At 70.4% G+C, this 13,778-nt stretch carries 6 protein-coding genes; 4 read left to right on the forward strand and 2 right to left on the reverse strand.

The window, feature by feature from the left end:
* Positions 1–171: 171 nt before the first annotated feature.
* The gene (locus AMYNI_RS0123740; protein ID WP_020670555.1) at positions 172–3,900 is read right to left on the reverse strand and encodes a multifunctional oxoglutarate decarboxylase/oxoglutarate dehydrogenase thiamine pyrophosphate-binding subunit/dihydrolipoyllysine-residue succinyltransferase subunit; all 3,729 of its coding nucleotides are present in this window, start codon (positions 3,898–3,900) and stop codon (positions 172–174) included.
* Between the two features lie 269 nt (positions 3,901–4,169).
* Between AMYNI_RS0123740 and AMYNI_RS0123745 the strand changes: the two genes are divergently transcribed.
* From AMYNI_RS0123745 to AMYNI_RS47405, 4 genes are read left to right on the forward strand one after another with little or no spacing between them, the layout of a single operon-like run.
* Complete coding sequence (locus tag AMYNI_RS0123745) at positions 4,170–4,736, forward strand: YbaB/EbfC family nucleoid-associated protein (RefSeq protein ID WP_026360846.1); 567 nt, start codon at positions 4,170–4,172, stop codon at positions 4,734–4,736.
* A gap of 14 nt (positions 4,737–4,750) precedes the next feature.
* Entirely contained in the window at positions 4,751–5,074 is a 324-nt protein-coding gene (locus tag AMYNI_RS45245; RefSeq protein ID WP_020670557.1) for a type VII secretion target, read from the forward strand.
* A complete protein-coding gene (locus tag AMYNI_RS0123755) occupies positions 5,067–9,545 on the forward strand; it encodes a DUF6531 domain-containing protein (protein WP_040405918.1) in 4,479 nt (1,492 codons plus the stop codon). The genes AMYNI_RS45245 and AMYNI_RS0123755 overlap by 8 nt, the downstream gene beginning before the upstream one ends.
* A complete protein-coding gene (locus tag AMYNI_RS47405) occupies positions 9,542–9,928 on the forward strand; it encodes an Imm32 family immunity protein (RefSeq protein WP_020670559.1) in 387 nt (128 codons plus the stop codon). The genes AMYNI_RS0123755 and AMYNI_RS47405 overlap by 4 nt, the downstream gene beginning before the upstream one ends.
* A 3-nt stretch (positions 9,929–9,931) precedes the next feature.
* On the opposite strand, the gene AMYNI_RS0123765 is transcribed toward AMYNI_RS47405, so the two are convergent.
* Positions 9,932–13,588: an ABC transporter ATP-binding protein gene (locus AMYNI_RS0123765; protein ID WP_051116548.1), complete on the reverse strand. Its 3,657-nt coding sequence runs from the start codon at positions 13,586–13,588 to the stop codon at positions 9,932–9,934.
* Positions 13,589–13,778: the final 190 nt, after the last annotated feature.

The following is a 13,778-nucleotide window of genomic DNA, read 5'->3' on the forward strand; positions in this document are numbered from 1 at the left end:
GTGGGTTCGTTTCGGTCATGGGATCCAAATTAGACCGGGCCGCCCCGGCGGTTCGGCGTTAAACAGCCAGTCTTATAACCAAAAGGGCGTTGCGTTCACCGAGTTCGCCAGGCTGATCGACGGGTCGTGAGTGGAAAGTGTTGCCGGAGCAACACTTTCCACTCACGAGCGTCAGCTGAAGGCCTTGGTGATGATCGCCTTCTGCTCCACCTCGTGCACCTTGGACGAACCGGCCGAGGGAGCGGCCATCGGGCGGCGGGCGACCACCTGGAGGCGGCCGAGTGCGTCCGGGAACTTGCGGGGCAGGTTCAGCCCGAAGAACGGCCAGGCACCCTGGTTCTCCGGCTCCTCCTGCACCCACATCACCTCCTTGGAGTTCGGGTAGCGCTCCAGTGCGGCCAGCAGCTTCTTCTTCGGCAGCGGGTAGTACTGCTCGATCCGGACGATCGCGATGTCGTCGATCTCCTGCTTCGCCCGCTCGGCGACCAGCTCCCAGTACATCTTCCCGGAGGTCAGCAGCACCTTCCTGGCCTTGGCCGGGTCCACGTCCGCGTCGTCGATCACCGAGAGGAACTTCGACTGGTCGGTGAACTCCGCGACCTCCGACTTGACCGCCTTGTCGCGCAGCAGCCGCTTGGGGGTGAACACCACCAGCGGGCGGTTCACCCCGTCCAGCGCGTGCCGGCGCAGCAGGTGGAAGTAGTTCGCCGGGGTGGACGGCACCGACACGGTCATCGAACCCTCGGCGCACAGCTGCAGGAACCGCTCGATCCGGCCCGAAGTGTGGTCCGGGCCCTGGCCCTCGTGGCCGTGCGGCAGCAGCAGCACGACGTCGGAGAGCTGGCCCCACTTGGCCTCACCGGAGGAGATGTACTCGTCGATCACGGTCTGCGCGCCGTTGACGAAGTCACCGAACTGCGCTTCCCACATCACCAGCGCGTCCGAGTTCGCCACCGAGTAGCCGTACTCGAAACCGACCGCCGCGTACTCGGACAGCGCCGAGTCGTAGACCATCACGCGGCCCTGCTCGTCCGCCAGGTTCTGCAGCGGCGAGTACTCCTGGCCGGTCTTGCGGTCGATCAGCACCGAGTGCCGCTGGGTGAACGTGCCGCGCCGCGAGTCCTGGCCGGACAGCCGCACCAGCTTGCCTTCGATGGCCAGCGAACCGAACGCCAGCAGCTCGCCGAACGCCCAGTCGATGCCGCCTTCGCGGGACATCTTGTGCCGCCGCTCCATCACCGGCTTGACCCGCGGGTGCGGGCTGAAGCCCTCCGGCACGTTGATGAACGCGTCGCCGATCCGCTCCACGACCTCGCGGGAGACCGCCGTCGGCACCTTCGCCGGCACCTGCTGCTCCTCCTCGACCGAGGGGCTGGCCTTCGCCGGGTGCTTCTCCAGCTCGCGAACCTCGTTGAAGACGTGCTCGAGCTGGCTGGAGAAGTCGCGCAGCGCGGCTTCCGCCTCGTCCACCGAGATGTCACCGCGGCCGATCAGCGATTCGGTGTAGGTCTTCCGGACCGAGCGCTTGGTGTCGATGATGTCGTACATCGCGGGCTGGGTCATCGAGGGGTCGTCGCCCTCGTTGTGGCCGCGGCGCCGGTAGCAGATCATGTCGATCACGACGTCCTTGTTGAACGCCTGCCGGTAGTCCATGGCCAGCTTGGCAACCCAGTGCGCGGCCTCCGGGTCGTCACCGTTCACGTGGAAGACCGGCGCCGCGATCATCTTGGCCACGTCGGTGGCGTACTGCGACGAGCGCGAGTTCTCCGGCGCGGTGGTGAAGCCGACCTGGTTGTTGACGATCAGGTGCACGGTGCCGCCGGTGCGGTACCCGCGCAGCAGGGCGAGGTTCAGCGTCTCGGCCACCACGCCCTGGCCGGCGAACGCGGCGTCGCCGTGCAGCAGCACGGGCAGCACGGTGAACCCCTCGCCGCCCTTGTCCAGCAGGTCCTGCTTGGCCCGGACGATGCCTTCCAGGATCGGGTCGACGGTCTCCAGGTGCGACGGGTTCGCGGTCAGCGACACCTTCGTCTCGCCGTCGCCGAACATCCGGAAGTACTTGCCCTCGGCACCGAGGTGGTACTTCACGTCACCGGAACCGTGCGCCTGGCCGGGGTCGAGGTTGCCCTCGAACTCCTGGAAGATCTGCGAGATCGGCTTGCCGACGATGTTGGCCAGCACGTTCAGCCTGCCCCGGTGCGGCATGCCGATGACGACCTCGTCCAGCTCGTACTCGGCGGCCTTGTCCAGCACGGTGTCCAGCAGCGGGATGGTGGTCTCGCCGCCTTCCAGGGAGAACCGCTTCTGCCCGACGTACTTGGTCTGCAGGAAGGTCTCGAAGGCTTCGGCCGCGTTCAGCTTGGACAGGATGTACTTCTGGACCGACGCTTCCGGCTTCTCGTGCGGCACCTCCACCCTGTCCTGGATCCATCGGCGCTCGTCCGGGTCCAGGATGTGGGTGTACTCGATGCCGACCGTGCGGCAGTAGGAGTTGCGCAGCACGCCGAGGATGTCGCGCAGCTTCATCCGCTCCTGGCCGGCGAACCCGCCGACCGGGAACTCGCGGTCGAGGTCCCACAGGGTCAGCCCGTGCGAGCGGACGTCCAGGTCCTCGTGCCGGCGCTGCCGGTAGTTCAGCGGGTCGGTGTCGGCCATCAGGTGGCCGCGCATCCGGAACGCGTCGATCAGCTCGATCACCCGCGCGGTCTTGGCGACCGGGCCTTCGGGGATGTCCTCGACCCAGCGGATCGGCTCGTACGGCAGCCGCAGCGAGGTGAAGACGTCGTCGTAGAAGCGGTCTTCGCCGAGCAGCAGCTCGTGGATGCGCTTGAGGAACTCGCCCGACTCGGCGCCCTGGATGATCCGGTGGTCGTAGGTCGAGGTGAGCGTCATGATCTTGCTCACGCCCAGCTCGACCAGGGTGCTTTCGCTGGTGCCCTCGAAGTGCGCCGGGTACTGCATGGCGCCGACGCCGATGATCGCGCCCTGGCCGGCCTGCAGCCGCGGCACCGAGTGGTTGGTGCCGATGCCGCCGGGGTTGGTCAGCGAGATGGTGGTGCCGGCGAAGTCGTCCGCGGTCAGCTTGTTGTTGCGGGCCTTCTTGACGATGTCCTCGTACGCCTGCCAGAACTGCAGGAAGGTCATGTTCTCGGTGTTCTTCACCGAAGCCACGACCAGCGTGCGCGAGCCATCCTTGTTCTTCATGTCGATGGCGAGCCCGAAGTTCACGTGTTCCGGCGTGATCGCGAACGGCTTGCCGTCGATCAACTTGTAGTGCCGGTTCATGTTCGGGTAGTCCCGCAGCGCCCGGATCATCGCGTAGCCGATGAGGTGGGTGAAGGAGATCTTGCCACCGCGGGTGCGCTTGAGGTGGTTGTTGATCACGATGCGGTTGTCGGCCATCAGCTTGGCCGGAACCGCGCGCACGCTGGTCGCGGTGGGCACGGACAGCGACGCGTCCATGTTCTTCGCGATCGCGGCCGCCGCGCCGCGCAGCTGCTTGCTCTCCGGTTGCTCGGCCGGCTTGGCCGCGGGCTTGCTGGTCGTCTCGGTCTTCACTGCGGGCTTGGCCGGCGCCGGGGCGGGGGCCGGCTTGTCCGGGGCGGCTGCCGGCGTCGGGGCGGACGCCTGCTTCGCCGCGGACTCGGCGTTCTGCTGGGTCTTCGCGGACGGCGCCGTGGCCTGGCCGTTCCGGCTGCCGTTGGACTCGGCGTCGGTCGACGACACGGCTTGGCGTGCGTTGTCGGCCTTGGCCTGTGCGTCCTGGGTGGGCTTGAAGTCCGCGAAGAAGTCATGCCATGCGGCGTCTACTGAAGAGGGATCGGCCAGGAACTGGTCGTACATCTCCTCGACCAGCCACTCGTTGGGGCCGAACTGTGACGCAGGGCTGCTGCTGGACACGGCTGTGACTCGCCTCTATCCATCTCGATCTTGCTGTGGCGTTGATGCGCCTACCAGGCTAACCCCCGCGACCAGCCGCGTGTGATCGAACCGGGCACAGGACACCCGGCGACGATAGGGCGTCCGTCACTCTTTCGGCGCAACACACCTGCATGGAACGCTGAACCGGGCTCCGACCAGGGGATTCTCCGTGGCGGGCCGGAAGCGGTACGAAGGGAACCGGCGTGCTGTGATCGCCGTCTGTGCAGGAGAGCGAAAGGGGTGCCGTGGTGGCCGAGTTGTCGGACGTCGAGCGCATGGTGGACGACTGGGAGCGCAACGCGGTGGAGAAGTCCGAACGCTACGCGCGGATGCAGCACGAGGTGGAGCAGATCGCCATCACCGAGTCGGTGGCAGGCGGCGCGGTGAGCGTGACGGTGGGTAGCAACGGGATTCCGACCGGTGTCGCGATGACCGAGGCCGTGCGGTCGATGAGCCCGGACGAGATCTCCGCGAACGTGCTGCGCGCCATGCAGAAGGCGCAGGCCAAGTACCCCGAGCGGCTGCAGGAGATCGTGGCCGGCACGGTCGGCGACGACGAGACCACCCGGCACATCGTGTCCACCGCGGCGGCCAACTTCCCGCCGGCGCCGGAGGAGGAGGCCGAGCCACCGGCACGGGAGGCACCAGGGCGGCAGCTTCAGGTGGAGACCGAGGCCGACGAAGAGCCGGAGCCGCCGCGCCGCCCCGCTCCGCCGACACCCCCGCCTGCGCCGAGGCGCCGGCCCGGCGGCGATGACGGTGACGATGACGGAGATGACGACTTCGGGGACCAGACGTTCCTGCGGCGCGACTGACCGGGGGTGCAGCGATGCCAGATGGTGGTTACGAAGTCCTCCAGGACGAACTGGGGACGCATGCCGGCAAGGTGGACGCGCTGGCCGAGCGGCTCGGCACGGCGGTCGGCGCCGCGCAGCAGGTGAGCATGGACAACAGCGCGTTCGGGGTGATCTGCCAGCCGTTCGCGCTGCTGCTGGACCCCTTCGAGCAGATGGGCGTGCAGGCGTTGCAGAAGGCGCAGGAGTCGGTCAAGGACACCGCCGGCAAGGTGCGCGACGCGGTCACCACCTACGAGGGCAAAGAGGACGAGACCATCCAGACCCTGAAGACGACCGGCGGTGCGCTCGATGCCTGAGGGGAACCCGCTGGTCGCGCAGGCCCAGTCGCAGACCACCGGGGTCACCGGGATCGGCATCCTGGAGTCGGCGAACGACCTGGCGAGCGGGGTCAAGGACGGTTCGTGGGTGGAGGGCGGCCTCGGTGCGCTCGGGGTCGGCCTCGAGGTGCTGTCCATGGTGGTCGACCCGATCGGCACGCTGGCGCAGTACGGGGTGTCCTGGCTGATCGAGCACGTCCAGCCGCTGAAGGAGGCGCTGGACTGGCTGGCCGGCGACCCGCCGGTTATCCAGTCCTTTTCGGACACCTGGGCGAACGTGGCCAAGGAGGTCAACGCGGTCGCGGGCGACCTCGGCAACGAGGCGAAGACCGGTACCGCGGGCTGGACCGGGGAAGCGGGGGACGCCTACCGGGGCAGTGCGGCGGAGCAGACCGACGCGATCGCGGGCGCGGCGACGCTGGCGGACGGCATCTCCACCGGCGTGATGGTGATGGGGCAGGTGGTCGCGGCGGTTCGGGAGACCGTGCGCGATCTGGTCGCCGAGCTGGTCGGCAAGCTGATCACCTGGGCGCTCGAAGCGGCCGCCACGCTGGGCTTCGCGACCCCGGTGATCGCCGCGCAGGCGACGGCCGCGATCTCCAGCGCGATCTCCAAGATTTCCGACCTGATCCGCAAGCTGGTCAAGACGATCGGCAACGTGACGCCGAAGATCCGCAAGATCGTGGACAAGCTCGGCGAGATCATCGAGAAGCTGTCGAAGCTGGGCAAGAAGATCGGCGGTGGCGGCGGCACCACGCCGTCCGCGGCCAAGGGCGGGAAGAAGCTCGACGGGCCGGACATCAACGGCGGCAAGGCGGATTCGCCGGACCTGCCCGGTGACGGTCCCGGTGGTCCGGACGGGCCGAACGCGGGCGGGCCGAATGGTTCCAGGGCGGACGGCGGCAAGGACGGTTCGCTGCGCAAGGACGCGGAGAACCCGGTGGACCGCTCGCAGGAGCCGGTCGGCCGCTGCGGGCGCCGCGAGCCGATCGACATGGCGACCGGCGAGATGTATCTGGTGCAGACCGATGTCGAGCTGCCGGGCATGCTGCCGTTGCTGCTGCAACGGGTGCACGTGTCCTCGTACCGGGCGGGCCGGTCGTTCGGGCCGTCCTGGGCCTCGACATTGGACCAGCGGCTCGAGATCGACGAGCGGGGAGTCTGCTACGCCGGGCCGGACGGTGTGATCCTGGTCTACCCGGCGCCGCCGTCGGACGGTGGCGAGGTGCTCGCCGAAGAGGGCGCGCGGTGGCCGCTGACCCGCCGCGAGGAAGGCGGCTACACGCTCACCCAGCCGCGAGTCGGGCGGGTGCTGGAGTTCGCCCCGGAACGGGACGGCCGGGCCGCACTGGCCGCGGTCGCCGACCGCAACGGCAACCGGATCGAGTTCGAGCACGGCGCGGCCGGCGAGGTGACCGAGGTGCGCCATTCCGGCGGCTACCGGATCGCCGTGGACACCGAGGCCGGGCTGACCCGCGCGCTGCGGCTGCGCAGTGACGGCCGGGACGGCGGGGACGGCGAGGACAGCACAGACATCACGCTGGTCCGCTACGGCTACGACGAAGGCGGCCGGCTGACCGAGGTGATCAACTCCTCGACCAGGCCGCTCCGGTTCGAGTACGACCAGGCTGGCCGGATCACGCGCTGGACCGACCGGAACGGCCAGTGGTACGCCTACACCTACGACCACACCGGCCGCTGCGTGCGCACCGAAGGGTCGGGAAGCGCGCTCGCCGGGACGATGGAGTACGACCTGGCCGAGCGGGTCACCGTGGAGACCAACTCGCTCGGCGACGTCAGCCGCTACCACTTCAACGAGCTGCACCAGCTGGTACTCGAAGTCGACCCGCTCGGCAACGAGACCCGGTTCGAATGGGACCGCTACCACCGGCTGCTCGCCGGCACCGACCCGCTCGGCCGGGTCACCCGCTACAGCTACGACGAGCAGGGCAACACCTCGGTCGTCACACATCCCGACGGTACCCAGACATTGGCCGAGCACAACGAGTTCGCGCTGCCGACCCAGGTGGTGGACCCGGACGGCGGGGTGTGGCGGCGGGCGTACGACGAGCGCGGGAACCTGACCGCGGTCACCGACCCGGCCGGGGCGACGACCAGGTTCGGGCACGACGAGCTGGGCCATCCGACCGAGATCGTGGACGCGCTCGGCAACGTCCGGCGGCTGCGCACCGACGCGGCCGGGCTGGCGGTGGCGGTGTCGGACTCGTTCGGGGCGACCACGCACTACCAGCGCGACCAGTTCGGCCGGGTGGTCGCGATCACCGACCCGCTCGGCGGCACCACCCGGCTCGCCTGGACGATCGAGGGCAAGCTGCTCTCCCGCACCCAGCCGAGCGGCGCGACCGAAACCTGGCGGTACGACAGCGAGGGCAACGACCTCGAGTACGTCGACCCGATGGGACAGGTCACCCGGACCAGGACCACGCACTTCGACCTCCCGGCGGTGAAGACCGGGCCGGACGGCACGAGCCTGCGGTACGAGTACGACAGCGAGCTCCGGCTGGTGGCGGTCACCAACGCGCAGGGACTGGTCTGGCGCTACGACCACGACGCCGCCGGACGGCTCATCCGGGAGACCGACTTCAACGGCCGCGTGCTGAGCTACCAGCGGGACGCGTCCGGTCAGCTGGTCGGCAAGCGCAACGGGGCCGGGCAGGCCGTGTCCTACCGCCGCGACCCGCTCGGCCGGGTACTCGAGGAAAGCTCCGACGCCGGGATCTCGCGCTTCGAGTACGACCCGATGGGCCGGATGGTCCGCGCCGCGAATCCCCATGCCGAGTTGCTGTTCCAGCGCGACCGGCTCGGCCGGGTGCTGGCCGAGACGGTGAACGGCCGCACGCTCACCTCGGAGTACGACGCGCTCGGCCGGCGTATCCGGCGGACCACGCCCACCGGCGCGGTGTCGTCGTGGAGCTACGACGGCAACAACCAGCCGACGACCCTGTCCAGCGCCGGCCGGAGCATCAGCTTCGGCTACGACCCGATCGGGCGGGAGGTGGAGCGGCTGCTGGACAGCGGCACCATCGTCGCGCAGGCGTGGGACGCCGACCACCGGCTGCTCTCCCAGACGGTGTCCACTGTGGCCCAGCAGACCACCGTGGCGCGGCAGCTCCAGCGCCGCAGCTACCAGTACCGCGCCGACGGTTACCTGCAGTCGGTGGTGGACCAGCTCGACGGCGCCAGCAGGCTCGATCTCGACGCCGCCGGCCGGGTCACCTCGGTGCAGGGCAGCGGCTGGGCCGAGCGGTACAGCTACGACACCGGCGGCAACATCGTCGCGGCCGCGTTCCCGGCTTCGGATCAGGCGGCGCAGGGCCGGCGCGAGTACTCCGGCACCTTGCTGCGCCAGGCCGGGGGTTCCAGTTACTCCTACGACGCGCAGGGCCGGGTGGTGCTCCGGCAGAAGAAGCGGCTTTCGCACCGGCCGGACGTCTGGCAGTACGCCTGGGACGCTGACGACCGGATGGTCGGGGCGATCACCCCGGACGGCACGCGGTGGCGCTACTCCTACGACGCGCTCGGCCGCCGGATCGCCAAGCAGCGGCTCGGCCCCGACGGCGAGTCCGTCGCCGAGCAGGTCGACTTCGTCTGGGACGGCACCCTGCTCGCCGAGCAGATCCATTCGGCCGGCCTGGCGACGACCTGGGACCACGAGCCGGGCACCTTCCGGCCCCTCACCCAGACCGAGCGGGTGCCGGCCCGCGACGCCGCCCAGTCCTGGGTGGACGAGCGGTTCTATTCGATCGTCACCGACCTCGTCGGCACCCCGGCCGAACTGGTCGACCCCGGCGGCGCGCTCGCCTGGCACGGCCGTTCCACGCTGTGGGGCGAAACCTGGTCCGCGCCGGACGGGCGGGCGAGCACCCCGCTGCGCTTCCCCGGGCAGTACCACGACGCCGAAACCGGGTTCAACTACAACTACCAGCGCTACTACGACCCGGAAACCGGGCGGTACAACACCGAGGATCCGCTCGGGCTGGCGCCGTCACCAAACCCCCGCGCGTACGTGGCCAACCCGACCCGGTGGATCGACCCGCTGGGCCTGACCCCGGCGCCGTCCGGCGGCTGCGGGACGGGTACGCACGAAACTCCTCCACCGCCGCCGAACAACGGCCCGATCTCGATGGACGAAGCGGTGCGGCTGGGTTCGCGGCACGTCGGCGGCGAAGGCCGGGTCATCGTGTCCGGCAGCGACGCCTACCAGTTCGTCCGGCACAGCGAGGACGCGGCCGGACGGCGGATCTCCAGCATCGCGCGGTTCGACATCAACCCGACCGCCGGGGACGTGATAAGAAACGGGCCGCATCTCAACCTCGAGACGCAGATCAACGGCAGGCCGGTGCGCACCGGTCCCTACGCCGACCCGCACATCCCGATCGACCCGACCACCATCCGGCCGGGCGACATACCGCCACCGAGGACAACATGATCGTCGAGTTCGCCGACACCGGCCGGGAAACCCTGCTGGCCGGGAAACCGGACGAGTACCGCCGGGTCGCGGACGCGCTGCAGGCCGGTGCGGGCTCGTTCGAGCTGAACACCGATCCGGCCGCGGTGCGCCAGGGCAGCCCGCTGTCGCGTTTGGACATCGGCACCGCGGACAGCGACGGGGTGGTCATCTCGGTAGACACCGAGGACCGGCGGCTGGTCATCACCGGGCCGCGCCAGCTGCTCTCGGTGCTGGCGGACATCTTCCGCGACTCCGCGGGCACCGGCGACCCGGAGGGACACGTGCACATCGAGTACTTCCCGGAGCACTTCTACCTCGACCCGGCTTCGATGCCGCTGACCATCTGGGACGCGGTCGACTGACCTTCACGAGCCGAGCTGCCAGAGCCGGGCGTAGTGGCCGCCGGCGGCGAGCAGCTCGGTGTGCGTGCCGTGTTCGACGATGCGGCCGTGGTCGAGCACCACGATCCGGTCGGCCCTGGCCGCGGTGGCCAGCCGGTGGGCGACCACGAAGGTGGTGCGACGGCGGACGAGCTGCTCGGTCGCCCGCAGCACCGCGGACTCGGTGGACGGGTCCAGTGCGGCGGTCGCCTCGTCGAGCAGCAGGATGTCCGGGTCGACCAGCTCGGCCCTTGCCAGCGCGACCAGCTGCCGCTGCCCGGCGGACAGCGACCGGCCGCGTTCGCCGACCGGCTGGCGGAAACCCGATGGCAGCGCGGCCACCCCGGCGAGCGCGCCGACCGAGCGGACCGCCGCCTCCACCTCCGCGTCGGTGGCCGACGGCCGGCCGTACCGCACGTTGTCCGCGACCGTGCCGGTGAACAGGTGCGCCTCCTGCGGCACCACGCCCATCCGCCCGCGCAACGCGGTCAGGTCGTAGTCGCGGATGTCCACGCCGTCCACGCGGACCGTGCCACCGGTAACGTCGTAGAACCGCGCCACCAGCTTGACCGCGGTGGACTTACCGGCCCCGGTGGCGCCGACCAGCGCGACGGTCTGCCCGGCCGGGACCTCCAGCGAAACGTCGGCCAGCGCGCGGGACTCGGTCTCCGGGTAGCGGAACTCGACGTCGTCGAAGCCGACCTCGCCGCGCAACCGCCGCGGCATCGCGACCGGGTTCTCGGTGGCCGGCACCGAACTGGGCGTGCGCAGCAGCTCGGCGATCCGGCGCAGCCCCACCCGCGCCTGCTGGTAGCCGTCGAACACCGAGGAGAGCTGCTGGATCGGCGAGAAGAACAGCCCCAGGTAGAGCAGGAAGGCGAGCAGCACGCCGGGGGACAGCGTGCCGTCCGCCACCCGGCCCGCGCCGGCCAGCAGCACGATCGCCTCCGCGATCCCGGAAAGCAGGGTGACCAGCGGGAAGTAGGTCGCGACATAGCGTTGTGCGCGCAGCCGGGAGCGGCGGTAGGCGTCGCTGCGGGAGGCGAAGGCCTCGGCTGAGCGCGCCTCCCTGCTGTAGGCCTGTGCGACCCGCAGCCCGTTGATGTTCTCCTGCATGTCCGCGTTCACCACGCTGACCCGCTCGCGTGCCTCGGTGTACGCCGCCGACGAGAGCCGCCGGAACACCACCGTGGCCGCGATCAGCACCGGCAGCACGGCCAGCGCGTACAGCGCCAGCCCCGGGTCGGTGATCAGCAGCGCGCCGGAGATGCCGACCAGGGTGAGCAGGCTGACCACCGCGCTGGCGAGACCGGTCTGCAGGAAGGTGGAAAGCGCGTCCACGTCCGTGGTCATCCTGGTCATGATCTTGCCGGACAGCTCGCGCTCGTAGTAGTCCAGGCCGAGCCGTTGCAGATGCGCGTAACTGCGCACCCGGAGCGAGTAGAGCACCGTCTCGCCCGAGCGCGCGGTGAGCCTGGTCTGCGCCATGACCACCAGCCAGTCCAGCGCGATCACCACCGCGCCGATGCCGGCTGTCAGCCAGATGACCGACTCGACCCCGGCCCGCACCCCCTTGTCGACACCCTGCTGGTACAGCGCGGGCAGCGCGATGGCGGCCAGTGCGTCCGCGGCGACCAGCGCCACCACCGCGACCAGCAGCCAGCGGACCGGCCGCAGCAGCCCGGACAGCCGGAACGCGGGATCCGGCGCGGTCACGTCCGGCACGTCCATCGCCGGCCGGTCGGTGGCCGGTGGCAGGTTGCGCACCCCGTCCAGCAGTTCCTGGGTCGGCGGCACGTCCACCGATTCGCCGGTGCCGTCCGTCAGACCAGAACCGGACGCGTTGGCTGCGGAGTTTTCGGCCTCCGGCGGCCAGAGTTCCGGCGTGATTCCGGTGTCCGCTTGTTGCACGCAGTCGTGCCGGTGCACCTCCTCGACGCCTTCGCCGGGGCCGGACACCAGGTCGCGGAACAGCGGGCAGCGGGCCTCCAGCTCGGCCGCCGTACCGACGTCCACCACCTGTCCCTCGTCCAGCACCGCGATCCGGTCGGCCAGCGCCAGGGTGGACCGCCGGTGCGCGACGAGCAGCGTGGTGCGGCCCGCGGTGACCGAACGCAGCGTGTCGTGGATGGCGGCTTCGGTCACCGTGTCCACGGCCGAGGTCGCGTCGTCCAGCAGCAGCACCCGCGGATCGGTGATCAGCGCCCTGGCCAGGCCGAGGCGCTGCCGCTGCCCGCCGGACAGGGTCAGTCCCCGCTCGCCGACCAGCGTGTCGTAGCCGTCCGGCAGCGCGCGGATGAACTCGTCGGCCTCGGCGGCCCTGGCCGCGGCGAAAACCTCCTCATCGCCGGCGTCCGGCCTGCCGTAGGCGATGTTGTCGCGGACCGAGGAGGAGAACAGGAACGCCTCCTCGAACACCACGCCGATCGCCCGGCGCAGTTCGGCAAGCCGCACCTCCCGCACGTCCAGCCCGCCGAGGCGCACCGACCCGGCGTGTGCGTCGTAGAACCTGGGCAGCAGCAAGGAAATCGTCGACTTGCCGGAGCCGGCCGTGCCGACCAGCGCCAGGGTTTCCCCCGGTTCGGCGCGCAGCGAAAGCCCGTTCAGCACCGGCTCGGAGCGGGTGTAGCCGAACTGCACGTCCCGCAGCTCGACCCCGAGCGGACCGTCCGGCAGCGGCAGCGCGTCCGGCGCGTCCCGCACCTCGGGCTGTGCGTCGATCAGCTCGTGCACCCGGTCCGCGCCGGCCCTGGTGAGCTGCGCCTGCACGACCAGGCTGGACAGCATCCTGGCCGGCCCGATCAGGGCGGTGACATAGGTGGCGAAGGCGAGGAAGGTGCCGAGGCTGACGTCACCGCGCAACGCGAGCACGCCACCGACGGCCAGCACCGCCACCTGGCCGGCGGCGGGCAGCGCGGCGGTGGTCGCGGTTGGCAGCGCGGCCAGCCTCGCCGCGCGCAGCCGCTCGGCGAACAACCTCTTCGCGGTCCGCTCCAGCCTGGCGACCTCGCGGCTCTCCTGCCCGAAGCCCTTCACCACGCGGACCCCGGTGACCGTCTCCTCCACGTGCTGGGCGAGATCCGCGGCCCGCTGCTGCGCCGACCAGGTGGCCGGGAAGAGCCGTTTGCGGCTGAGCGCCACCACGATCGCCACCCCCGGCGCCACCACCAGCGCGATCAGGGTGAGCACCGGGGACAGCCACAGCATCGCGCCGAGCGCGAGCAGCGCGAACATGACCGAGCCGGCCGAAAGCGGGACCTGCATCAGGATGGTGGTGACCAGCTGCAGGTCGCTGATCGCGCGCGAGGCCACCTGGCCGGTGCGCAGCGCGTCCTGCTTGCCGCCGTCCAGCCGGGAGACCGCGCCGAACACCGCTTGCCGCAGATCGTGCTGGACGTCCAGGGCGAGCCGGCCGCCGAGATAGCGGCGGGCGAAGGCGGAACCGAAGCTCAGTACCTGCAGGCCGATCAGCGCGGCCACCAGCATGCCGAGGCGCGAGGTGTGCCCGGCCACCGCGTCGTCCACCGCGACCTTCACCAGCAGCGGGCCGGCCGCCTGCAGGCCGACCCCGACCACCGCCGCGCCGAGCGAGAGCAGCACCAGCGCGCGATGCCGCCAGCACGCCGCGGACAGCCGCCGGATCCAGCCGGCCCGCGGCGGTGGCGGCGGGGCGGCTGCCGGTGCCGCGGCGTCCGGCTGGACGCGTTCTGGTGCAGTGCGCAGTTCGGTCACTTCACCAGGCTATTCGCCCACCCCGACATCTTTTCTTCCTGAATGCAGCGAAGGCCACCTTCACTGCGTTGGACGCAGGCAAGGTGGCCTTCGCTGCATG

This window comes from Amycolatopsis nigrescens CSC17Ta-90, from assembly GCF_000384315.1.
In the GTDB taxonomy this organism is placed as follows: Bacteria; Actinomycetota; Actinomycetes; order Mycobacteriales; family Pseudonocardiaceae; genus Amycolatopsis; species Amycolatopsis nigrescens.